Here is a 19,331-nt window from a genome sequence, read left to right as displayed (position 1 = left end):
CCTGCCCGGGAAACCATGCAGGGAAAAGGAGAGCGGCCCATGAATGGAGCCGATACAGCCTGGATCATAGTTGCTACAGCACTGGTCCTTTTCATGACATTACCGGGTCTGGCCTTGTTTTACGGCGGGCTTGTACGTGCCCGAAACGTGCTCAGCGTTTTTATGCATTGCTTTGCCATTGCCTGTTTGATGAGCATTCTGTGGCTGGTGGCCGGGTACTCCATCGCCTTTGGACCCGGTGAAAGTGGGCTTTGGGGTGGTTTGGGCAAGGCTTTCCTCAACGGTGTTGATGTGAACAGCCTTGCTGGCACTCTCCCAGAAATCCTGTTCTTTGCCTTTCAGATGACCTTTGCCATCATCACCCCGGCCCTGATCGTGGGCGCATATGTTGAACGGGTGGGCTTTGGCTTTGTGCTCACCTTCTCGGCGCTGTGGATGCTGCTGTGCTATGCGCCGGTGGTTCACTGGATCTGGGGCGGTGGAATGCTGTCCGATGGTGGTATTTTGGGTGACATTGGCGTGCGTGATTTCGCTGGCGGTATCGTGGTGCACGAAACCGCTGGTCTGGCAGCCCTGATCATCGCCGTCATCCTTGGCCCGCGCCGAAACCGAACGACCCCGCCGCATAATCCCGGCTATGTCATGGTCGGCGCCGCGATGCTGTGGGTCGGCTGGTTCGGCTTCAATGGCGGTTCGCAACTGGCCGCGGACGGTGGCGCTGCGATGGCGATGACCGTTACCCACCTGTCCGCCGCAACTGCGTCACTGACATGGGCGCTTTGGGAACGCATCCGCTTTGGCAAAGCCTCGATGGTGGGTCTTGTCACCGGGACAATTGCAGGTCTGGCCTCGATCACGCCCGCTTCGGGTTTTGTGGGTCCGGTTCAGGCCCTCATCATCGGTGCTGTCGCGGGCATTCTGTGTCAGGAAGCCGTCAGTCTAGTGCGCAACAAGCTGAATATCGACGATACATTGGACGTGTTCGCGGTACATGGCGTCGGAGGCATCTTCGGCACCATCATGATCGCCCTGTTCGGCCTTGGCACATGGACCGCACAGTTGGGCGGGCTGGTTATCGTGGGTGTCTTTGCGGCAGCTGTCACGTTTGTGTTGGTCAAACTGGTTGCACTGATCACACCACTTCGCGTAAACGCCGAGACCGAGACAAATGGCCTCGACCTCTCGGTACATGGTGAGCGGGCCTATGACATGAGCAGCTAAGCCCACCTTGGCTGCCTATCGCCCGCAAGGGCAAAAGCGGACCTGTCATGGGTCCGCTTTTCTTGTTTTGGCGCCTTGTCCACCTACGTCACACCCAAAGTACCCTAAACCTTCAGGGCAAATGATCAGCCCGTCGCAGGATGCGCATTGGTTCCCTTCGGAATTACGATCCGGCATTCCAGACCGCCAAGCGAGCTGGATGCACCCAGATCAAGTCGACTGTCATAGGCCTTTAACAAATCAACCGCGATGGCCAGCCCAAGGCCGCTGCCCGAAACAGAGGTATCCAGCCTCCCCCCCGATCGCAGCGCCTCGCGGTGAGCGTCCTGAGGAATTCCCGGACCATCGTCGTCAATCACAATTTCGATCCCGTTCGAGGTTCTCATGGCCGTCACGCGGACCTTATGTTTGCACCATTTGACCGCGTTATCCAGCAGGTTGCCCAAAACTTCTTCGATATCCTGCGCGTCCATACGCACCCAAAGACCCGGGTCGCGCTCAATTTTCAATGACTTTCCATCGCGCTCGGCCATGGTCGTGAACAGCCGCGCCAGTCGATCAATCGAATGAGACAGATCAGTACGAGAATGGGTCAAATCTGCAGTGTTCAGCGCCCGCATTCTGGCCAAAGACCGGCCCAGTTGCGCGTCAATACGGTCGAGAGCTTCCACAGCAGTATCCGTAGAACCTCCCGCTTCGGACAACAGCACCAGTTCATTGCGCATGATCGCAGTAGGTGTTTTCAGGGCATGAGCCAAATCTGCCGCCTGACGACGTGATCCTGATACGATTTCCCGATTTCGGCGCAAGAGCTGGTTCAAATCCTCGACCAGAGGAGACACCTCTTCTGGATAATCGCTTGGTCTAAGGTCTTCGTCCCGATCCCAACGGTGCGCCACATCCGTCCGCAGCTTTCTGAGTGGCGTCAGGATGATTGACGTCAGAAGTAGCGATCCAACGACACCGATCAGACCGACCAGCGCAAAAACCGGAAGCAGGTTTTGTTGTGCAGCGCGACGTTCCGCGACAAGCTGGGCCTGACTTTCGGCAACGCTTACCCCCCAGACCGTACCATCCTCATAAGTAATTTTCTGAAAGGCTCCTCGTAAAGCTTCGCTTTCCGGACCGGGCGTGTTCCAAAGCGTCGTTACATCAGGGTTCCCAGGGGGTTCGGCAATGACTTCGTCGAACAGGGAAGCCGAGGTAAAGATCTCGCCTTCGCTGTTGCTGACTTGCCAGTATCTGCCGGAATACGGTGTGCCATAGGCTGGATCGAACATCAGATCCCGCAGCGCATCCGGATCATGGGTCGTAACGCTCAACCCAACGACCAGTTGCGTGTGACGATCAAGTAGTGCGGTATCAAACCTGTCTGAAACGCGGGCATTGATGAACGAGAACACGGCCAGCGTACCAACACCCACTGAAAGGGCACCCGACGCGATCCCCCCCAGTAGAGCCCGTTGACGCAGGGATAACATCAGGCAGAGTCGATCATGTATCCGCGGCCCCGAATCGTTGTGATCAGATCAGGGCCAAGTTTTTTGCGCAGACGGGTTATGAAGACGGCAATGGTGTTCGAGTCCCTGTCTCCATCGTATTCGTAGATATGTTCCGACAACTCGGTCCTTGAGATCATACGCCCAACATTATGGGCCAGATATGTAAGAACAGCCAACTCCTGCGCGGTCAGGTCGATGGGCACGCCATCCGCCGTTACACGCCCGTTGCGGGTATCCAGCACAACATTTCCCATTTCGACGACGGGATTCAACTGACCGCTCTGCCGCCGCAGTATGGCACGGACCCGCGCTGCCAGTTCGGGCATATGGAATGGCTTGGTCATGTAGTCGTCCGCGCCTGCGTCCAATCCGTCGACCCTTTCGCTCCAGCCATCGCGGGCCGTGAGGATCAGCACCGGGGTCTTGATGCCCGCGCTGCGCCATTCCCGCAGAACTGAAATGCCATCGCGTTCCGGCAATCCAATATCGAGGATGATCATGTCATAGGGTTCTGTTGCACCCAGATGCAAAGCTTCCAGGCCGCTGTTCACAATGTCCACGACCCGACCTTCAGCGTTCAACAGTTTCTTGATCTGCTCGCAAAGGTGCGGTTCGTCTTCTGCCAGTAAAACTCTCATACTTGGGAATTATAGGCGTGCGAATGGCAGTTTAACCATTACTTTTTACCACCCCCGTTGCCGCCGCCGTTTCCGCCACCGTTACCACCCGAGTTGCCACCACCGTTACCACCGGAGTTGCCGCCACCGTTACCTCCGGAATTGCCGCCACCATTGCCGCGACCGCCACCGCTGTTCCCACGGTTGCCGCTTTGACCACCATTTGCGTTAGCAGAAGACTTGCCTTGAGATTTCGCATTGGCCGAGTTTCCGGGCGCAGATTTGGCCGCTTCTGAGATTTGTTTGCCGATCTTGGACCCGTTGGAAACGACAACGCCGGTTTTTGCGTTAACAATAACACTGACAATCTTCCCGTTCGGTTTTTTAACCAGCACGCGGTAGTAAACTTTGTCGGCCTGAAAAGCTCGCGCATCAATGGGCGTACCGCCAAAGACCTGTTCGACCCCTTTGATGACTTTCTGCAACCGGATTGCGTTGCCCGAGGTTGTTGCTTTGCGCAGTTCTGCCTGCTTCAGCTCACGAACGGCTGCATTGCCTTCTCCGGGCTGGAGAACGGCAACAAGAAACAAGATGGTTAAGAGCTTTCTCATCTTCAGCACTCTTTACTGCGCAACCACCTTAACAATCTATCGATTTCAACATGAACTGGCGATGAACGAACAGTTCGGCGTGGGTTCAATGATGATGGGTTTAGATAGCACCTGTCAGATATTGATTCCGGCAAGCGTTTTCTGTGTGTGCAAAGCGCGAAACACACTGCCGGCCCAAATGAAACCCGCGTTCGACCTACGAGGACCGCTATGAAAACCAATTTGACCGGCGTGCTGAAGGCCTCCGCTCTCGCAATCGCAATGTTGGGCTCCACCGCAATTGTGGCGGCAGTTGCCCTTCCTGATGTGGCCTATGCCAAAGACGGTAATGGCAACGGTGGGGGCAATGGTGGCGGTAAAGGAAACGGCGGCGGTAAAGGAAACAGCGACGGCGCCGGAAATGGCAAAGGCGGCGGTAATGGGGCGGCTAAAAGTGGTGGTTCAAAATCCGCCGGTAAGTCGGGGCGCACTACCTCTGGCGCAAAGGGTTCGAAGTCAAAATCTTCGAAGGGAAAATCGTTCTCTTTGAAAGAATTGTTTACCGGTAAGAAGTCCAAGAAAACTCAGACCAAGACCGCACCGTCAGCGCACGCGACAAAATCCAAGGTTCAAGTCGAGGAAACGGACCTGACCGATTCCCACAAGAAAGGGAACAAACTGGCTGCCGCGCTGGGCGTCCACCCTTCGGAACTGGGCGCACTGAACGCAGCCAACGCAAGTGAGAAGGCCCTTCAGAACGCTGCTCCGAATTCGCGCGTCGGTCGCATTGCAACCTATCGCGACACGGTTTTGGCTGGCGACAGCATCCGAGCTGAGCTTGCCGAAAAACAAGACCTTCTGGATGATATGACCCCGCCGGAGCGCTCCAGCGCTGAAATCAATGACGACCTTGAGGATGCGCTGGCCGATGTTCAGGAAAAGCAGGACATCGTCGATGATCTCGAACAGCAACTGGCAGATGCGGGAGGCACCAATCCTGATATCGAGGACGCACTTCAGGACGCAAACGATGATCTGCAAGCTTCCAAAGATGCCGCTGACAGCCTGAATGCCGAAAAACAGGCTGCCTTGGAGTACGAGGAAGCCGTGCAAGACGTCGAAGACCTGGCAGACGCCGTTGAGCAGCAGTCACTCGATGAGCGCGCAGCATTGGAAGACGCTGCGAACAAACCCGTCACCGACGAGGTCGAGGCTGCTGTAAAGGCAATGCTCGGATTGGATAGCTAATAGCTTTTGCCTTCATTCTCATGAAGTGGGCAGAAGACCGGGCCAGCTAAGTGATTACCAGCCGTTTGGCTGGCCCGACTTTCTCATTAAGATCCTGACCGCCAGGTTGTATTGCGCTTATGCCCGACGCAAGTTGGCAAAGGTTACTGAGAAAAAATTTAGCCCGCTCCAATTCGGAGCGGGCTTTATCTTTCCCTGATCAAGTTGATCCGGAAATCCATCGGACGTCTGATTTTCAGAAGTCCCGGTTCGCCTCTTCTAGTCGCTTGTTATTTACGATTTCTGTCAGTGCATTTTCGATAGGAGGGAAGCGACTGCTGCTCGAATTTGTATTACTTGAAACTTCGCCGTTCATGACGGGATTATGGGGTTGCATTGTCGCACATGCATACGGCGCAACCTCAATAGCAGTCTTGATCATGCTGTTCCCCTTCCATTCAACCGGACGTGGTTTGCCCGGCCTGTGCGATCAGTATGCCCCGAGCCAGTTGAACACTCAGAGAATACATTGTTCACATTATGTTAATGTTGTCGCGAAATCATGAACAACGACTAAGTAGCTAACAAAACAGGATATTTTTTCGTCAACAGATACAATCAAACTGGAAGAGCATAAAAATCTGACGCGCTCTCCCCACTCCGTAGGGTTGTTTCCTCCCCACGAAAGCGGCAGTTGGTCATGGCGAACGAGTCAGATTCCCTACATTGCTATAGAGAGCAAAATTGCGGCCGAAATTTAGAAACTTACAAGACAGCCGACGAAATTGCGACTAAGTTCAGCAGTTGTTCGACCGTCATGGAACAACAATGGGTAGGACCATGACGACAGATGGATCCTTAAAAGATCAAGAAAAGGTCTTCAGACCGTCCTGATAGCAATCCATTCGGTTCGCTAACCCGCGATCTGAGCAAAACCCCTGTCAGCATCAACGCTTCGGTTCAATAGATGCAAAAGCTCGACCTGGCTCGTCGCCCCTGTTTTGGAAAATATGGAACTTAGGTGCGAGCGAACTGTTGTCGGGCCAATGGACAGAGTCTCCGAAATCGTCTTCACTGTCATTCCCTCTTTCATCATCGCACATACCCGAAACTCGCATCTGCTGAGGTCGGCCGGATTATGTGGATCAAGGATCGGAACAAAGCGATTGTTGCTGTTGAACTTGGACCGGTGACTCCGAAGAACCTCGGAGTTGGCAGCAACTGTTCCAGGCAAGCGTTTGCTCCAGCCAGACGATAATGTTGGAGCCAGCGCACTTATCAGATCAAGTTCGAAGGTCTGCGGGTGAATACTGTAGTGAAGCTCAATGTAATCAACCTGCGCCCCGGTTACGTCCAGCGGAATCAGGATAACCTCCACCAGCCCCTCAGGCCTTTGGGGCCGACAATGGGAGATTGGTGATGCGTCGGATAACACCAAGTCTGATAGTTTCCAGACTGAACCCGGCCTTGCCGTTGATATACATTCTCCAATAACCAACTCTGCCTGCGTTTGCGGCTGTGAAGGCCAGATTTTCCCCTGCTGGACACAACAGCGCGCAATATGCTTTGCCTTCCAATCCTTTTTCTGCATTCTGACAATTAGAACCGCATCAGCATTTGCCAGGCGCATTAAACAATTTACGGATCGAGACACGGAGCCATTACCGCATAGGGCCTGAGTCCACTCCACTACAAAGTCCAGACTCTCCCTCGCCTGAGCGCTCTTTAAAAAACTCACACTCATAACAATTAACCATTCAACTAAACAGACCGACCAAACAAACAGGTTCGGGTTACTACAACAAATTTGTGTTCCTTTCGAAGTCACAGCAACCGGAATTATCGGCTTGTCTGCGCGGGAAGTTTTCAAACAAAGGCTTTTAAGAAACTTTATATATCTGTTTTTAATATGCTTTTCTAAGTCTTGTCATCACTGAACCGCACGATGCCAATCCGCAAACGCCAGACCGGTCAGTAAAAATCAACCACCATCCCGCTCACAATTGCGACCCGGCTCAATTCATTGTTTCCGAAAAAGGGCGATTCGCTGAACGTTAATACGTTGTTAACGCAGGGTTAAATGTATTCGCCCAAAAGGGTGATTTTCTTCAATTGATTCAACCAAAAGGTGTATTTCAATTACCTTTGAAGGAAGGCACGCATTTCCCCCGTTCCTATTCTGATTCCCGAGCTAATGCATTTTCGCCTGGCTTGCGCTCAAGAATACGGAGCGCTGATAACGTCTAACCTATTTGGGGGAAATAATGACTAAATTCATGAAGAAGTTTGTTAAGAATGAAAGCGGTGCAGCAATTGTCGAATATGGCCTGGCTCTTTTGGTCGTGGCGTCGATTGCAGTTGGCGCATTCTCGTATCTGGGCACCACTACCAACACAAACGTGACTGGTGCATGCGCTGCTCTGGGTAGCGCGACCTGCTGACCCAAACACACTTACCAAAATACAGAGCTCTGTGCCGCCGCGCCACTGTTGCGGCGCAGAGTTCACCGCCAGGAATTTCGCGAAAACAAGACGACCGAAGTTCCATATTTCAGAACGTAATTGTTGGAGAGAGTGATGCGTATCAGGCCAATCATTTCTACACTGTTTGGAATTGCGATAGCGTCCGGTTCCGTTTACCTGGCGAAAGATCACATTCAGTTTAAGACAAGCACTGCCGGTGTCTCGCCAGATGCCGATCTGGTTGAGATCTACGTGGCCCGATCAGAAATCGCGTTTGGTCAAACGATCGAAGCGCACGACGTCACAATTCACCCCTGGCCGCGCGAGGCGCTCCCGGCCGGAGTTTTCACGGACATTGATGTACTTGTTCCAAACAATCGCCGTCAGCTGCGGCGCGCCAAGGGCCGGTTCTATCCCGGCGAAGTAATGCTTCTTTCCAAGGTTTCGAACTTTGGAGAAAAAGTCACCCTTGTTCAGAAGTTGGGTGAAAACACACGCGCCATGGCGATCGAGGTCGATGCTGTAACAGCCGTGGGCGGTTTTGTTACCCCAGGCGATCACGTTGATATCGTCTTGACCCAAGGTGCCAAGCAGGACCTGCGCGCGGTCACCATCTTGCAGAATATTCGCGTCATTGGCGTGGACCAGCAGTCGGAAGAATTAAGCGATCAGCCGGAGGTCGCCCGCACGATTACGGTGGAAGTGACCCCGCAGCAAGGTCAACGTCTGGCCCTGGCTCAAAAGGCCGGAACCCTGAGCCTGACACTGCGCACCCTGGACAGCGTCGAGGATGAACCCATGGAGATGGTTCGCCTGCGCGATCTGTTGCAGGAGGAAGGACCGGTAGAAAAGGTGGATATTCAACCCACTGTAAAGCTGCGCCGGGGAACCGAGACTGAGGTTGTGACCATCCAGCGGCAACAGGAAGAAGCGGAACAGGCAACAGAAACTGCGCCCGCCGCCGAATTGCAACCTGATACCCAAAAAGATGCGCAGCTTGCGCCGGCGTCCGCGACTCCGCGCGTCAAACCCCGCATTCGCCCAATCAAAGTCAGTCAGACACCCGGTCAATAAGTTCAGCCATGCCAACTCGCGCTATCATATCCGCATTCGCCCAAGAGGAGAACGGCACCGTCGCGATCCTGTGGGGCACTGCTTTGGTCGCATTCCTTGGGTTCTTTGCAATCACACTGGACGTTGGCCGGTTGAATTCGACACATGCAGAGCTTCAGTCATTCGCCGACAACGTAGCTTTGGCCGCAGCGGGAGAGTTGGACGGCCAACCGGACGCGATTACGCGAGCCACAAATGCAGCAGCAAATCTTGTCAGCGACAGCCAGACATTCGCAAACGGGGCGACCACGCTTTCAGGATCTTCGGATTATACCCTCCTGTTTCACTCGGCGCTTCCGGCATCGGATCTGACCCCGCTTGGCGCAGATATTACAACCGATCCACGAAAGGCCAGGTTCGCGCAGATCGTGTTGACACCTAAATCCCTGACGATGAGCCTGGCTTCGGCGCTGGACAAAATGCTTGGTGGGGCTGGGTTTTCTGCTGCCAGCGTTTCAGCCGAGGCAGTGGCCGGATACTCGAAAGCGGCGTGCGATATCTCACCCCTAATGTTCTGCCTGCCCCCGAATTGGGAATCCACTTTGACCGTAGGCGACCAGATATTGCTGCGCAGTGGCGGCAACGGAACGGCTTGGGGTCCGGGCAATTTCGGCTTTATTGATCTGGCGAATTTCCAAGACAGCTCGGGTGTATGTGCCGACGAAGGGGGCAATAAGCTGGCCTGTCTGATCGCGGCGCAAAGCCAGATCACCCAATGTGTTCTGACCAATGGTCTGAACACCGAACCCGGCCAGAAAAACGGCATTACCAACGCTGCATTCAACGTCCGCTTTGACATCTACCGCTCGGTTCTCAACGGTGAGAAGAACAATATCGATTTCGCGCCCGCACCAAATGTGATCAAGGGGATTGAAAGCAACGGTGGCGGCGCTTGCATTCAGGGTAATGAACAGACGACCCCTGATACAACAGGTTTGGGGCGCGACCTGTGCATGACGGCGGGCACCTGCGGTGGAAACAACCGTTTCGGTGACGGCAACTGGGATCGAACCGGGTACCTTAATCGAAACCACGATCTGGCAGATGGGATTGCCGACGGCATCGGCAGCGACACACATCTGCCCGCGCTGTCCGGGTCGGATACCGTTTTCGCAGGAACGCGGTACGGAATGTATCTGAGGGAAATAGCCTACGGAAATTCAAACCCACACGCGCCGCCGAACGCAAGCTCCATTCTGGACCCTTCGCTTGCTGAAACCGGCCGCCCGATGTGTTCCAGCCAGATGTCCGAAGACCCGGCGCGGCGCGTTGTTACGGCTGCTGGTGTTGATTGCGCGCAAAACCCGGTATCCGGTTCGACCACCGGAGTTCCAGTCACAAAATTTGTTGCCGTGTTCCTGACTGAACCGGTGGGTGATGACGGCGGCTCGCCCCCCAGTTTCGACATCCACGGAGAGGTCGTCGGTTTCCCCGATGTGACCGGTGTTGGCAGCGGCGGCAACGGGTTCGGCGGCATCTTTCGCGACGTCGTACAGTTGTATCGATAGGGGCAGAGTGTTCATGTGTATTCGCCTCAGATCCCCTTTCAAACGCTTCGCCAAAAACGAAGATGGTGCGATCCTTGTCGAGTTTGGCCTTGTCATGCCGATTATGCTGCTGCTGTTGGCGGTGACATTGGAATCCGCACGCCTCATGTGGTCGTACCAGTCGGTCATTGCCGGGGTCCGTGATGCCAGCCGTTATATGTCGCGCGTCACGCCCTCGGATATCTGTTCGTCTGGCGGAACTGTCGCGGGGCTCAGCACAACTCTGAAAGGGATTGTCGAGCGTGACATTCATGGCAACAGCCTGTTTCCACCCAGTATAACCGTCAACTCAGTAACGCCCAGCTTGTCCTGCGTGTCGGGCACGTATCGCATAAACCCGGCACCCGTCGGTCAGGTAAGCGCCAATATCACCGTTCAGTTTCCGCTGGGGGGCATTCTGAAGCTTTTCGGCAGCGGCGCGTCATCGATAACCACCGACGTCGCTGACACATCGCGGATATTTGGCCAATGACACGGTTGCGAAATAACCGCGCCATCTTGCGCCAGGTCGCGGACCAGATGCTGCGCGACCAAAATGGTGGGGTTCTTGTTGAGTTTGCCTTGGTTGTGTCCCTGTTTTCCTTCCTGTTCCTGGCATTGCTGGACTTTGGCCGGCTATCATACAGCGGAGTGAACGCGCAAAAAGCCGCACAGTTGGCGGCGCGCATCGCTGTGGTGCGCCCTGCGGCCTGTCCGGGTGTGCCACAAACCCACACGCGGGGAACATCCGCGTTGTCCCCTCGCTTTGGCACCCCATGCAGTGCGTCGGCTGGCGTATGTGCCGACCCCGTAACGCCAGCTTGTGTGGGTGACGCCACCAACACCACAGCATCTGAAATCTGGGGGCGCATCAACCCGTTGCTGCCCCCCGGCACGACGATTGACGCCTTGCAGTTTTCCTATGACTTCAATTCCAATCTGGGCTTCCTGGGTGGCCCTTACACACCCATGGTCACGGTTGAGCTGAACCTGAATGATTTTCAGTTCGTGTCGCCGCTGGCCGCGCTTGCAAATGCCGCGGGCGCGACCAGCAGCACAATTCCTTCAACAGCCGGGTTTTCCAATTTCAGCGTTTCGCTGCCTGCCGAAGACCTGGCATCAGGAGAGTCAGGTTAATGGTTAAGAACGTTTCCAATCTCAATTCACATTCCGTCATGCTTGTATCTGAAAGCGAAACCGTCGCTCAGGTGGTCGCCAATGCCTTTCCCGCCGGTCAAAATAACGAAATCTCAGAGAATGCGGGTTCGTTCAAAGCGTTGAACGGCACGGCGCGCAATCTGGCATTCAAGCATGACCTGGTTATTTTTGAAATCGACCCCTGCGACGCGGGCGAGGTTCTGGCTGTCAAAGACCTGCTGACCCATCGACAAGACGACACCTTGTTTGTTGCGCTGACGCAGAATGACGTTTCGATCTCGGTCGCCCGCGAGTTGCGGAAAATCGGCATCGACGAGGTTCTGCCCCTGTCCATTGACGAGGATGGGCTGAAAGCCGCAGTAGCAGAAAAAATCTCCTCCCGTTCACTTCCGCAAGGGTACATTCAAAATGGCCCCTCTGCCCTTGGCACGGTGATCCCGGTTGCAAAATCCCGCGGTGGGATCGGAGCGTCGACGGTCGCCGTAAACCTTGCCTGCTCGCTGGCGGGCGGAAAAGGATCATTCCTTAGGAAAAAGGCGAAAAGCCGCGTCGCGCTTCTGGATTTCGATCTGCAATTTGGAAACGCGAACGTGTTTCTGGATCTTGAAGATAATGGAGGATGCCTCCAGCTCATCGAAAACCAGGAAGAGCCGGATGATCATTTCCTGACATCAATCCTTCAGAACCACACGCTCGGCATGGATGTGTTGTGCGCGCCCGCGCCGTTGGTTCCGCTTCAGTCCATACGACCGGGCTTGATCGAAGGGATGCTCGACCTGCTTCAGCGCCGGTACGATTATGTTGTCATCGACCTGCCCTGTGCCGTTGTGGAATGGGTCGAACCCATTTTCAAACGCGCGAACCAACTGGCGCTGGTTACTGACACGACGGTTCCATGCGTTCGCCAGACCCGGCGCCTGATCGATTTCTATCGCGAGGCGAACGTGGCCCTGCCCGTCGAGGTTGTCGTGAACCGCGAACGGAAGACGCTGATCAAACCCGCACACGTTCGCGAGGCCGAAAAAGTGCTGGAAACGAAACTGAAGCACTGGCTGCCGGACAATCCCAAGATTGCGCGAAACGCGGTCGATCTGGGACGACCGATTGTGGACATGAAGCCGCATTCGGATCTTGGCAAGGCCCTGACGAAACTGGCTGCGTCCATGTCCGAAGGCACCCGGCCAGCCACACAAAAAACTGCATAATGGGAGATCGCCGTGTTTAACGAGTACAAATCACGCCGGGCCGCGTCCAAGTCGAACGTGTTGGTTCTGGAACGGCCGATCGAGGTGCCAAAGTCCAAAGCAACACCAGAGCCGGTGGACGTTGACCTGCAAGCACATCTAGAGCTTAAAAGCCGCCTGCACAGTGAGCTTCTCGACCGTCTGAACCTGTCAGTGATCGACAAGGTCGAACGGTCCGAACTGAAACGTCAGATCGCCGCGCTGGTCACAGGGCTGATCGAGGCCGAACGCCTTCATTTACGGTCCGAGGCATTTACGGCCCTTGTTGATGAGCTCATTCACGAAGTGATGGGTCTGGGCCCGCTGGAACCCCTTTTGGAAGACCCGACCATCAACGACATTCTCGTCAACTCTTATGATCAGGTCTATGTGGAACGATTTGGCCTGCTGGAGCAATCCTCCGTGCGCTTTCGCGACGAACGCCATCTGCTTCGGATCATTGACAAGATCGTCAGCCGGGTCGGCCGCCGTATTGATGAATCCCAGCCATGGGTCGATGCGCGTCTGGAAGACGGAAGCCGGGTCAACGCGATTATCCGCCCGTGTTCAGTTGATGGGCCGGCGCTGTCGATCCGCAAATTCTCGCGCAATCCTCTGACCATCGACAAGTTGGTCCAGCGGGACAGCATGAACGAACAGGCAGCCAAGCTTCTGGCCGCGCTGGTCGAAGCCAGGCTGAACATTCTGATTTCTGGCGGCACCGGTTCGGGCAAGACAACAATGCTGAACGCCGTTTCATCCTATATCGACGGCAAGCAGCGTATCGTGACAATCGAAGATGCGGCCGAACTTCAGTTGCAGCAAAGCCATGTCGTCCGCTTGGAAACCCGTCCCCCCAACTCGGAAGGTCAAGGGGTGATTACGCAGCGGGATCTGGTGCGCAACGCGCTCAGGATGCGGCCTGACCGCATTATTGTCGGCGAGGTCCGTGGTGCCGAATGCTTTGACATGCTTCAGGCCATGAATACGGGGCATGACGGCTCCATGACGACCGTACATGCGAATTCGGCCCGCGATGCGCTCAGCCGGGTCGAACAGATGGTGACGATGCTGGGGGCGGACCTGCCCGTCAGAACCATCCGGTCTCAAATCGCCTCGGCCATTCAGATCGTCCTGCAACTCAGCCGTCTGAGCGACGGGACACGCAGGGTCGTCAGTATTTCCGAAATCACGGGCATGGAAGACGATACGATCACGATGCAGGACATCTTTGTCTTCAAGCGCCGTGGCAAGTCTGAAAACGGCGACGTTCTGGGAGAGTTCCTGCCAACCGGAATACGGCCAAAATGCTTCGACCAGCTGGTGGCGGCGGGTGTCGATGTGGACACCAACATGTTTATTCATGGGGTGACGACATCATGATTGACCTTCAGCCCAACATACTGAACATCCTGATCTATATTTCGATTTTTCTGGGTATTCTGCTTGCCTACGAAGGCGTTCACCAGCTTCTGGCGCGCAAGGAAACGCATGGCGAAGCCAGAAACCGCCGCATGAAACTGATCCAGAACGGGGCTTCGACGGATCAGGTGTTGCAGCTGCTTCGCGATCCCGCAATGCTGGCTGCTGGTGAAAAAGCCGGGCTGATTACGCGGTTTCGTCGTCTGATTGTGCAAGCCGGTTTGGCGGTCAACCCGGTTTGGGTGGTTCTCGCCGTCTCCCTTCTGGTTTTGATGATCTTTTTCGGGGCCTCCCGGTTCCTTGCACCGGAACTGGCAGTCATTCTGAGCGCTGTGTTCGGCCTCATCGGCCCGGTTATCGTGCTGGTCGCCATGAAAGACGCCCGCGCGAAGAAACTGACGAAACAACTGCCAGACGCGTTAGACCTGATGGCCCGGGGGCTGAAGGTGGGGCATCCCGTTGCAGTGACGGTTGGAAACGTTGCCTCTGATCTGCCGGATCCGATCGGGTCAGAGTTTGGCATCATCAAAGACCAGATCAACTATGGTGATGACGTCGCGACCGCCTTTCACGACTTTGCGCACCGCGTCGGAACAGAGGATGCAAAATACCTTGCTGTAAGTATCGGCATTCAGCATGGAACTGGCGGCAACCTGTCCCGCGTTCTAAGCATTCTGTCCCAGACCATCCGGGACCGGCACACGATGCAAAAGAAGATCAAGGCAATTTCCGCCGAAGGTCGCCTGAGCAGCCTTATCCTCACGATTTTGCCGGTCATCATTTATCTTTCGATCGAGGTCTCCTCCCCAACATTTTACGGCGACGTACGCAGCGATCCGCTGTTTCCGTATTTCGCCCAGGTGATCATTGGCCTGACAATTGCCCAGGGTTTCATCCTGAAGCGGCTGGTTAAATTCAGATTCTAAGGGGAATTGGGATATGGATATATTTCAGGACATTCTAAACGATCCGCGCATCACACCGCAGTTGATCCTGTTGGTCGGAATTGCCCTTAGTGTTTTCTTTGTCGTCATGGGCCTTTCCGGATTTACGGCAAGTGAAAACACGGCAGCACGCCGTATGCGCGTTGGGTCGGTTTCACAAGGGCATGGGCAGGATTTTGACCTTATCCAGGGTGACAATAGCGACCCGCACGGGCTGCTGAAGGCCTTCGTCCCGTCGTCAAAACGCGAACGCTCCAGGATCGGGAAGCTGTTGAAACAGGCCGGGATTCGGCAAAAGCACGCCATTCGCACCTATTATACCTTTCGGGTCGTCCTAGGATTTGTGTTGCCTGCCGCGTTCGTCGCAACCATGGCATTGCCGATCGAAACGCAAGTTCAGTTAGGGATCGCCGACCTTTTGCAGGGTGTTACCTGGATAAACACAATGCAGATCGTGACGGCACTGATGGTCCTGGGCTTTTATGGCCCGGCACTGTGGTTGCGGCGCCGCATAAAGAAACGCCGCCAGGCCATCGAACACAGCCTGCCGAACGCGCTCGACCTGTTGCAAGTCGCTATCGAGGCCGGGCTGGGCTTTGACGCGGCGATGATCCGGGTCTCGCATGAAATGGCCAAGGCAGCTCCGGAAATCTCGCAGGAGTTTTCGGTTCTTCAACTGGAGTTGCAAGCAGGCAAAGAACGTCAGGCCGCCTTTCTGGACATGGCGAACCGGGTCGGTATCGACGAGATGAACTCGTTCGCGAACGCCTTTTTGCAATCCAACCAGTACGGCACCAGCATATCCGCATCGTTACGCCGCTTCGCCACTGACATGCGGCTTGACCGAGAGCTTCGCGCCCAGGAAAAGGCAAACCGTCTGCCTGTGCAGATGTCTGCTGTGATGGCCATGTGCATGATGCCTGTCCTGTTGCTGATTTGTCTGGCACCAATGCTGATCCGGTGGGTCAACATGTTCGGGCAAGGGTAACGCAGCGACAATGGTGTTCGCATAGCTGACTACCCGGAAACAGCGGACCTTAGGGGGGTCCGCTTTTCTTTTGTTCCAACAGCTCTCGACTCCGGGCCAAGGGTCGGGCTATCAGCCCGAAACATCATTTCATCGCCGAGGTCCCGCCATGATCCCCAGTTCTTTTCCCGATAGCACTGAAATCGCTCGCCTGACGGCCCGGATGCTGCTGGAGATCAAGGCCGTCCACTTCAACGCGCGCGAGCCGTTCACGCTGGCAAGTGGCCTTCCCAGCCCGACCTATATCGATTGCCGCAAGCTGATCTCCTACCCGCGAATTCGTTCCACGCTGATGGATTTTCTGACCGTTACGGTGATGCGGGACGCAGGTTTTGAAGCCTTTGACAACATTGCGGGCGGCGAAACTGCGGGCATCCCCTTTGCCGCGATGGTGGCCGAACGTATGGCATTGCCGATGACCTACGTGCGCAAAAAACCCAAAGGGTACGGGCGCAACGCCCGTATTGAAGGCGCAATGAGCGAAAGTGAACGTGTGCTGCTGGTCGAGGACCTGACCACCGATGGCGGTTCGAAACTGTCCTTCGTCGATGCAATTCGCGAAACTGGTGCCACCTGCGGGCATACGGCTGTGATCTTCTACTACGGCATCTTCCCCGAAACCGAGAAGACGCTGGGCGACCATGGTGTAAAGCTGCATCACCTTTGCACGTGGTGGGATGTTCTGGCCGAGGCCAAGGCGCAAAAAGCCTTTGATCAGGAAACACTTGACGGGGTCGAGGCGTTTCTGAACGATCCGCGAGGCTGGCAGGACGCGCGAAAATCGTGATTTTCAGCCTGTGGATGGCTTGGGGATAGTTGATTTTCGAATCGCATCAAAGCGCGCCTATCTAGTCAAGATATCCAGCCAACACACCAAATGTTGCGGTAACGCTGCGCCCGTGTAAAACTAGGGCTAAGTTATCCCCATTGGGGTGGGCAGTTATCCCAAGGCGGGGGGCAGTTATACCAACTTACCCCCATTCATTTGCAGATAGCTTGAACCGGGGTGTGGCGTGTAGAACCTCGGAACGGGCAGCGGGGACATGATGAACGAGATCAGCAGTATCGAGCAGGCAGCGGCGCATATTCAGAACGCCGAAACCATGCCGCATTCCATTGAGGCTGAACAGCAGCTTCTGGGTGCAATTCTGACGAATAACGACCTTTACGACCGGGTCGCTTCGATCATTGGGTCCGAGCATTTCTATGACCCGGTTCATGCCCGCATCTATGAGGTCGCCGCCGCACGCATTGCAAAGAACGCGCTGGCCTCGCCTGTGACGCTGAAATCCTTCATGGCCGAGGATGAGGGCCTGAAGGAACTGGGCGGGCCAGCTTATCTGGTCAAGCTTGCCGGCGCGTCGATTAGTGCCTTTGCGGTACATGACTACGCCCAGATGATCTATGACCTCGCCATCCGGCGCGAGTTGATCCGCTTGGGCCGCGACATCTCCGACAAGGCCGCGCGGGTCGATGTAGCCAGCGAACCGAAAGAACAAATCGTCGAGGCCGAACAACAGCTTTATCAGCTTTCCGAGCAGGGCCAGACCGAACAGGGGTTTCAGTCCTTCCTCAAGGCGGTCACAGAAGCCGTCAATGTCACCAACGAAGCCTACCAACGCGGTGGCGGCATGGCTGGGATCTCGACCGGTCTGGTCGATCTCGACAAACAACTGGGTGGTCTTCACCCCTCGGACCTGATCATTCTCGCAGGTCGTCCGTCGATGGGGAAAACCTCGCTGGCGACCAACGTGGCCTTCAACGTGGCCAAAGCATACAAACGCGGTTTGAAACCGGATGGTTCCGAAGGCGCAATTGACGGCGGGGTCGTCGGATTTTTCTCACTTGGGCTGAGCGCTGAACAGCTGGCCGGGCGCGTTCTGGCCGAGGCGTCCGAAATCTCTAGCCACAAGATCCGTCAGGGCGACATGACCGAGGCCGAATTCCGCCGTTTCGTTGATGCGGCCAAAGAACTTGAAGCCTGCCCGCTTTTTATCGACGACACGCCCGCCCTTCCGATTTCTCAGCTTGCCGCACGCGCGCGACGGTTGAAACGCACACATGGGCTGGACCTGCTGGTGATCGACTATCTGCAACTGTGCCGCGGCATGTCCGACAACCGGGTTAACGAGATTGCCGAGATTTCAATGGGCATGAAAGCAATCGCCAAAGAACTGAACATTCCGGTGATTGCCCTGTCGCAGCTTTCCCGCCAGGTCGAAAACCGCGACGACAAACGTCCGCAACTTTCTGATCTGCGTGAATCAGGCTCGATCGAACAGGACGCCGATGTTGTGATGTTCGTGTTCCGCGAGGAATACTACAAAGAACGTGAAAAACCCGGCGATCACGAGCTTGAGAAGATGGAAGAATGGAAACAGGCCATGGAACGCCTGCACGGCAAGGCCGAGATTATCGTTGGCAAACAGCGCCACGGTCCAATCGGCACGGTCGAGCTATCGTTCGAGGCGCAATTCACCCGGTTCGGTAATCTTGTCAAACCTTGGCAGCAGGGTGGTGAAATCGAAGGTTATTGATCGCGAAAAGGACAGCCTTACTTGGGTTTTCCTGACTTTCTGTGATTGGTGACAAAGCAAAAAAGGTTCTGTGAACCTTTCGCGCGATTCAGGATCTGGTGCGCGAACCGAGAGTGGGGTCCGCCCGCCTATTCACTGACAGTTTGAACCTTGCACTCACCAAAGCGCCGGATTGTTCAACGCGGAAACACATAGCGACGGGCCGCTGAGTGGCGCAAGCGCCTGACCATCCAGCGACTGCCCCAGCCAGCCATGCGGATGGCTCAGCTTTAGCGGCGGTTGTGCAGTGGCCTCAGAAATCTGCTCAAAACCTGTTTTTCGATAGTAAGCGGGATCACCATAGGTGAGTGCCACGTTCACGCCTGATGCCCGCAGGCAATCCAGACCATAGGCAATCAAAGCCTGTCCAACCCCGGCTTTTTGCCTGTCTGTTCGGACAGCCATAGGCGACAGGATAAATACCCGGCGCGCATCCTGTGGAAACAGCATTCGGGAAAAGATGGCGCAGCCAAGCAGCACCTGATCGCGTCGCGCGGTGCACACCATCAGGTCCTGTGGTGGGGTGGTATCGATCATCTCTTGCACGAAAGCTTCGATAATCGCCCCCTCGTCCGGGCCTTCCGACGCCGAAAATACTTCTGCGAAAAACCGGGCTGTTTCGGACGGATCTGGCGTTTGATCGGTATAAAAATCCATGATTTCCTCGGGATATGCCGCAGCACCGTTTATTGCAGCGATGGGACGATCTTGTTCTCAACATCA

Annotated in this window: 19 protein-coding genes; 13 read left to right on the top strand and 6 right to left on the bottom strand. The window is 55.4% G+C overall.

The features are described 5' to 3' along the window. The first annotated feature begins 39 nt into the window (after positions 1-39). Positions 40-1,221, top strand: coding sequence for an ammonium transporter (locus ACR0DY_RS00760; RefSeq protein WP_480480673.1), 1,182 nt, complete (start codon positions 40-42; stop codon positions 1,219-1,221). A gap of 125 nt (positions 1,222-1,346) precedes the next feature. On the opposite strand, the gene ACR0DY_RS00755 is transcribed toward ACR0DY_RS00760, so the two are convergent. From ACR0DY_RS00755 to ACR0DY_RS00745, 3 genes are read right to left on the bottom strand one after another with little or no spacing between them, the layout of a single operon-like run. Then, on the bottom strand, positions 1,347-2,702 hold the full coding sequence (locus ACR0DY_RS00755) for a sensor histidine kinase (protein ID WP_480545517.1): 1,356 nt from the start codon (positions 2,700-2,702) through the stop codon (positions 1,347-1,349). Beyond that, the gene (locus tag ACR0DY_RS00750) at positions 2,702-3,361 is read right to left on the bottom strand and encodes a response regulator transcription factor (protein ID WP_209503754.1); all 660 of its coding nucleotides are present in this window, start codon (positions 3,359-3,361) and stop codon (positions 2,702-2,704) included. The genes ACR0DY_RS00755 and ACR0DY_RS00750 overlap by 1 nt, the downstream gene beginning before the upstream one ends. A 38-nt stretch (positions 3,362-3,399) precedes the next feature. After that, positions 3,400-3,951 carry a PepSY domain-containing protein gene (locus ACR0DY_RS00745; RefSeq protein WP_480897677.1) on the bottom strand — a complete coding sequence of 184 codons (552 nt, stop codon included), beginning with the start codon at positions 3,949-3,951 and terminating at the stop codon, positions 3,400-3,402. A gap of 222 nt (positions 3,952-4,173) precedes the next feature. On the opposite strand from ACR0DY_RS00745, the gene ACR0DY_RS00740 reads away from it, so the two are divergent. Beyond that, the gene (locus ACR0DY_RS00740; RefSeq protein ID WP_480897675.1) at positions 4,174-5,178 is read left to right on the top strand and encodes a hypothetical protein; all 1,005 of its coding nucleotides are present in this window, start codon (positions 4,174-4,176) and stop codon (positions 5,176-5,178) included. Between the two features lie 235 nt (positions 5,179-5,413). Here ACR0DY_RS00740 and ACR0DY_RS00735 read toward each other — a convergent pair whose 3' ends face one another. Both ACR0DY_RS00735 and ACR0DY_RS00730 read right to left on the bottom strand, forming a co-directional pair. Next, a complete protein-coding gene (locus ACR0DY_RS00735; protein ID WP_480473092.1) occupies positions 5,414-5,599 on the bottom strand; it encodes a hypothetical protein in 186 nt (61 codons plus the stop codon). A 471-nt stretch (positions 5,600-6,070) separates the two neighbouring features. After that, positions 6,071-6,535 (bottom strand): helix-turn-helix transcriptional regulator, encoded by a 465-nt coding sequence (locus ACR0DY_RS00730; protein WP_480480665.1) that lies wholly within the window; start codon positions 6,533-6,535, stop codon positions 6,071-6,073. A gap of 898 nt (positions 6,536-7,433) precedes the next feature. Between ACR0DY_RS00730 and ACR0DY_RS00725 the strand changes: the two genes are divergently transcribed. From ACR0DY_RS00725 to ACR0DY_RS00675, 11 genes are all read left to right on the top strand, one after another. Next, entirely contained in the window at positions 7,434-7,598 is a 165-nt protein-coding gene (locus ACR0DY_RS00725) for a Flp family type IVb pilin (RefSeq protein ID WP_267367933.1), read from the top strand. Between the two features lie 135 nt (positions 7,599-7,733). Beyond that, positions 7,734-8,693, top strand: coding sequence for a Flp pilus assembly protein CpaB (gene cpaB, locus ACR0DY_RS00720; RefSeq protein WP_480480662.1), 960 nt, complete (start codon positions 7,734-7,736; stop codon positions 8,691-8,693). 8 nt (positions 8,694-8,701) lie between these two features. Then, positions 8,702-10,240 carry a pilus assembly protein TadG-related protein gene (locus tag ACR0DY_RS00715; RefSeq protein WP_480480660.1) on the top strand — a complete coding sequence of 513 codons (1,539 nt, stop codon included), beginning with the start codon at positions 8,702-8,704 and terminating at the stop codon, positions 10,238-10,240. Between the two features lie 13 nt (positions 10,241-10,253). Beyond that, the gene (locus tag ACR0DY_RS00710) at positions 10,254-10,751 is read left to right on the top strand and encodes a TadE/TadG family type IV pilus assembly protein (protein ID WP_480480658.1); all 498 of its coding nucleotides are present in this window, start codon (positions 10,254-10,256) and stop codon (positions 10,749-10,751) included. Beyond that, positions 10,748-11,395, top strand: a complete 648-nt coding sequence (locus tag ACR0DY_RS00705; RefSeq protein WP_480480656.1) for a TadE/TadG family type IV pilus assembly protein — start codon at positions 10,748-10,750, stop codon at positions 11,393-11,395. The genes ACR0DY_RS00710 and ACR0DY_RS00705 overlap by 4 nt, the downstream gene beginning before the upstream one ends. Continuing rightward, the gene (locus tag ACR0DY_RS00700; RefSeq protein WP_480480654.1) at positions 11,395-12,621 is read left to right on the top strand and encodes a CpaE/TadZ family protein; all 1,227 of its coding nucleotides are present in this window, start codon (positions 11,395-11,397) and stop codon (positions 12,619-12,621) included. The genes ACR0DY_RS00705 and ACR0DY_RS00700 overlap by 1 nt, the downstream gene beginning before the upstream one ends. A 12-nt stretch (positions 12,622-12,633) precedes the next feature. Then, entirely contained in the window at positions 12,634-14,022 is a 1,389-nt protein-coding gene (locus ACR0DY_RS00695; protein ID WP_480480651.1) for a TadA family conjugal transfer-associated ATPase, read from the top strand. Then, positions 14,019-14,987 (top strand): type II secretion system F family protein, encoded by a 969-nt coding sequence (locus tag ACR0DY_RS00690; protein ID WP_480545515.1) that lies wholly within the window; start codon positions 14,019-14,021, stop codon positions 14,985-14,987. The genes ACR0DY_RS00695 and ACR0DY_RS00690 overlap by 4 nt, the downstream gene beginning before the upstream one ends. 13 nt (positions 14,988-15,000) lie before the next feature. Further along, entirely contained in the window at positions 15,001-15,993 is a 993-nt protein-coding gene (locus ACR0DY_RS00685; protein ID WP_480538002.1) for a type II secretion system F family protein, read from the top strand. 148 nt (positions 15,994-16,141) lie between these two features. Next, positions 16,142-16,819, top strand: coding sequence for an orotate phosphoribosyltransferase (locus ACR0DY_RS00680; protein ID WP_480480645.1), 678 nt, complete (start codon positions 16,142-16,144; stop codon positions 16,817-16,819). Positions 16,820-17,078: 259 nt separating this feature from the next. Further along, on the top strand, positions 17,079-18,569 hold the full coding sequence (locus ACR0DY_RS00675) for a replicative DNA helicase (protein ID WP_480897793.1): 1,491 nt from the start codon (positions 17,079-17,081) through the stop codon (positions 18,567-18,569). Positions 18,570-18,725: 156 nt separating this feature from the next. On the opposite strand, the gene ACR0DY_RS00670 is transcribed toward ACR0DY_RS00675, so the two are convergent. Continuing rightward, positions 18,726-19,265 (bottom strand): GNAT family N-acetyltransferase, encoded by a 540-nt coding sequence (locus tag ACR0DY_RS00670; protein ID WP_480545513.1) that lies wholly within the window; start codon positions 19,263-19,265, stop codon positions 18,726-18,728. Positions 19,266-19,331: the final 66 nt, after the last annotated feature.

The sequence above is a fragment of the Ruegeria sp. O6 genome (assembly GCF_056535045.1).
Note: the sequence above shows the minus strand (reverse complement) of the source record. Positions and strands in the feature narration are given on the sequence as shown.

Bases quoted from the DNA above. Each gene is read 5' to 3' on its own strand.
- ACR0DY_RS00760 (WP_480480673.1), top strand. From the start codon at position 40: ATGAATGGAGCCGATACAGCCTGGATCATAGTTGCTACAGCACTGGTC.
- ACR0DY_RS00755 (WP_480545517.1), bottom strand. From the start codon at position 2,702: ATGTTATCCCTGCGTCAACGGGCTCTACTGGGGGGGATCGCGTCGGGT.
- ACR0DY_RS00750 (WP_209503754.1), bottom strand. From the start codon at position 3,361: ATGAGAGTTTTACTGGCAGAAGACGAACCGCACCTTTGCGAGCAGATC.
- ACR0DY_RS00745 (WP_480897677.1), bottom strand. From the start codon at position 3,951: ATGAGAAAGCTCTTAACCATCTTGTTTCTTGTTGCCGTTCTCCAGCCC.
- ACR0DY_RS00735 (WP_480473092.1), bottom strand. From the start codon at position 5,599: ATGATCAAGACTGCTATTGAGGTTGCGCCGTATGCATGTGCGACAATG.
- ACR0DY_RS00725 (WP_267367933.1), top strand. From the start codon at position 7,434: ATGAAGAAGTTTGTTAAGAATGAAAGCGGTGCAGCAATTGTCGAATAT.
- cpaB (WP_480480662.1), top strand. From the start codon at position 7,734: ATGCGTATCAGGCCAATCATTTCTACACTGTTTGGAATTGCGATAGCG.
- ACR0DY_RS00715 (WP_480480660.1), top strand. From the start codon at position 8,702: ATGCCAACTCGCGCTATCATATCCGCATTCGCCCAAGAGGAGAACGGC.
- ACR0DY_RS00710 (WP_480480658.1), top strand. From the start codon at position 10,254: ATGTGTATTCGCCTCAGATCCCCTTTCAAACGCTTCGCCAAAAACGAA.
- ACR0DY_RS00705 (WP_480480656.1), top strand. From the start codon at position 10,748: ATGACACGGTTGCGAAATAACCGCGCCATCTTGCGCCAGGTCGCGGAC.
- ACR0DY_RS00700 (WP_480480654.1), top strand. From the start codon at position 11,395: ATGGTTAAGAACGTTTCCAATCTCAATTCACATTCCGTCATGCTTGTA.
- ACR0DY_RS00690 (WP_480545515.1), top strand. From the start codon at position 14,019: ATGATTGACCTTCAGCCCAACATACTGAACATCCTGATCTATATTTCG.
- ACR0DY_RS00685 (WP_480538002.1), top strand. From the start codon at position 15,001: ATGGATATATTTCAGGACATTCTAAACGATCCGCGCATCACACCGCAG.
- ACR0DY_RS00680 (WP_480480645.1), top strand. From the start codon at position 16,142: ATGATCCCCAGTTCTTTTCCCGATAGCACTGAAATCGCTCGCCTGACG.
- ACR0DY_RS00675 (WP_480897793.1), top strand. From the start codon at position 17,079: ATGAACGAGATCAGCAGTATCGAGCAGGCAGCGGCGCATATTCAGAAC.
- ACR0DY_RS00670 (WP_480545513.1), bottom strand. From the start codon at position 19,265: ATGGATTTTTATACCGATCAAACGCCAGATCCGTCCGAAACAGCCCGG.